The organism is Halorhodospira neutriphila, assembly GCF_016584055.1.
GTDB classification, from domain to species: domain Bacteria; phylum Pseudomonadota; class Gammaproteobacteria; order Nitrococcales; family Halorhodospiraceae; genus Halorhodospira; species Halorhodospira neutriphila.
In genome coordinates this window covers 1-2,398 of sequence record NZ_NRSH01000199.1, presented here as the reverse complement: position 1 = coordinate 2,398, position 2,398 = coordinate 1, and the positions used below count along the sequence as shown (strand labels likewise).

The 2,398-nt window shown below is 74.2% G+C and carries 3 protein-coding genes and 1 pseudogene; all 4 read left to right on the top strand.

The window, feature by feature from the left end:
- A pseudogene (locus CKO13_RS11670) lies at window positions 1–286 on the top strand (alpha/beta fold hydrolase); the annotation flags it as partial.
- Window positions 283–1,134 (top strand): 1,4-dihydroxy-2-naphthoyl-CoA synthase, encoded by an 852-nt coding sequence (gene menB / locus CKO13_RS11665; RefSeq protein WP_200261224.1) that lies wholly within the window; start codon window positions 283–285, stop codon window positions 1,132–1,134. The pseudogene CKO13_RS11670 and the gene menB, both read left to right, overlap by 4 nt.
- On the top strand, window positions 1,131–2,120 hold the full coding sequence (gene menC / locus CKO13_RS11660) for an o-succinylbenzoate synthase (RefSeq protein ID WP_200261222.1): 990 nt from the start codon (window positions 1,131–1,133) through the stop codon (window positions 2,118–2,120). Before menB ends, menC begins: the two co-directional genes overlap by 4 nt.
- Window positions 2,117–2,398: AMP-binding protein (locus tag CKO13_RS11655; protein ID WP_200261220.1), on the top strand; the 282-nt coding region annotated here is incomplete at its 3' end. The genes menC and CKO13_RS11655, both read left to right, overlap by 4 nt.

Sequence of the window (2,398 nt, the reverse complement as noted above, 5' to 3'; positions counted from 1 at the left end):
CGCCGGCCACGACCCGCGGCACCTGGCGGCGCTCCTGCGCGCCGCGAGCCTCGCCGGGCAGCCGGACCTGCGCCCGGCGCTGGCGGCGCTGCCGGCGCCGACGGCCTACCTCGCCGGCGGCGACGACGCCAAGTTCCTCGCCCTCGGCGAGGCGCTCAGCGCCGAGATCCCCGGCGTGAGGCTTGTCAAAATCGCCGGTGTCGGGCATAACTGCCACGCCGAGGCGCCCGAGGCGATCGCCGAGGCCATCCACACGCACCTGGACCGCGAAGCAGCCAGACCATGACCGAAGACGCACAGCAGCCCATCACCCCCGGCCTGGAGTGGCAGGACTGCTCCGCCGGCTACCACGACATCCGCTACCACAAGGCGGAGGGGATCGCGAAGATCACCATCAACCGCCCAGAGGTGCGCAACGCCTTCCGCCCCCAGACGGTGCGCGAGATGCAGCTCGCCCTCGCCGACGCCCGCTTCGACGAGGGCATCGGCGTGGTCGTGCTCACCGGCGAGGGCGAGCTCGCCTTCTGCTCCGGCGGCGACCAGCGCGTACGCGGCGACTCCGGCTACCAGGACGAGCAGGGCACCCACCACCTCAACGTCCTCGACCTGCAGCGCGAGATCCGCTCCTGCCCCAAGCCGGTCATCGCCATGGTCGCCGGCTACGCCATCGGCGGCGGCCACGTCCTGCACCTCGTCTGCGACTTGACCATCGCCGCCGACAACGCCCGCTTCGGCCAGACCGGCCCCAAGGTCGGCTCCTTCGACGGCGGCTTCGGCGCCAGCTACATGGCCAGCGTCGTCGGCCAGAAGAAGGCCCGCGAGATCTGGTACCTGTGCCGCCAGTACGACGCCCGCGAGGCCGAGGCGATGGGCCTGGTGAACACCGTGGTGCCGCTCCAGGAGCTGGAGGTGGAGACGGTCGCCTGGTGCCGGCGCATCCTCGAGCACTCGCCCATGGCCCTGCGCGCCCTCAAGTCCGCCTTCAACGCCGGGCTCGACGGCCAGGCCGGCGTCCAGGAGCTGGCCGGCAACGCCACCATGCTCTTCTACATGACCGAGGAGGGCCAGGAGGGGCGCAACGCCTACCTGGAGAAGCGCAAGCCGGACTTCCAGCGCTTCAAGCGCAACCCATGAGCCGGGCGGCCGCAGCGGCCATCGCGCGGCTCGACCTGTGGCGCTACCGGGTGCCGCTGCAGGGCACGGCGCCGGTCGCCGAGCGCCACGGGGCGCTGCTCGAGTGGCGCAGCGCCGACGGGCAGACGGTCTGGTCGGAGATCAGCCCCCTGCCGGGCTTCAGCGCCGAGAGCCTCGACGACTGCCTGGCGGCGTGCCGGGCGCTGATGGCCTCGGCGCCGGGGGCCCACGACCCGGCGCTCGTGGACACGCTCCCGCCGGCGGCGCGCTTCGGCATCGAGAGCGGCTGGCTGCAGCTCACCGAGGCGCCGCAGGCGCCGCCCCAGCTCGAGCCCTGCCGGCTGCTCGCCGCCGGGCCGGCCGGCTCGCCGACCCAGGTCTCGAGCAAGGGGTGCCTGAAGCTCAAGATCGGCGGCGCCGCGCTCGAGGACGAGATCGAGCGCATCCGCAAGCTCTGCGCCGAGCTGCCCCGGAGCGTACGGCTGCGCCTCGACGCCAACCGCAGCTACAGCCCGGAGCAGGCGGCGGAGCTGTGCGCCGCCATCGCCCCGGAGCGCATCGAGTTCCTCGAGGAGCCGCTGCACGCCGGCGCCTCCTACGCCGACTGGACGCACTACAGCGCCGTGCCCTTCGCCTGGGACGAGACCCTGCGCGAGCACCCCGAGGCCGACCTCCAGACCCCGGGGCTCGCCGCCGTCGTCCTCAAGCCGATGCTCACCGGGCTCAACCGCACCGCGGCCTGGCACACCGCGGCGCAGCGCGCCGGCTGCCGGACGGTGCTCAGCGGCGCCTTCGAGAGCAACCTCAGCCTCGACTTCTACGCCCGGCTGATCCAGGACTGGGGGCTGACCGGCTACCACCACGGCCTCGACACCTTCTCGGCGTGGCCCGTGGCCCTGCTCGAGCCCCTCCAGAGCCAGGCCGGGCACGCCGAGAAGCCGACCATGGGCCGCGACGAGCTCGAGCACCTGGAGCGGCTGCTGTGAGCGGAGCCCGGCTCGAGTGCCGGCTGGCGCAGGCCGCGCGCCGCTTCCCCGGGCAGCCGGCCCTCGTCACCCCGGAGACGAGCCTCTCCTTCGCCGAGCTCGACGCCCGGGTCAGCGAGCGCGCCGCCGCCCTCCAGTCCCAGGGCATCGGCGCCGGCGCCTGGGTCATCGCCCGCACGGCGACCGCCGTCGACGGCGTCGTCGACTGGCTGGCCCTGCTGCGCGCCGGCGCCCGCGCCCTGCCGGTCAGCGGGCGGATGCCGGCGGAGACGCTCCGC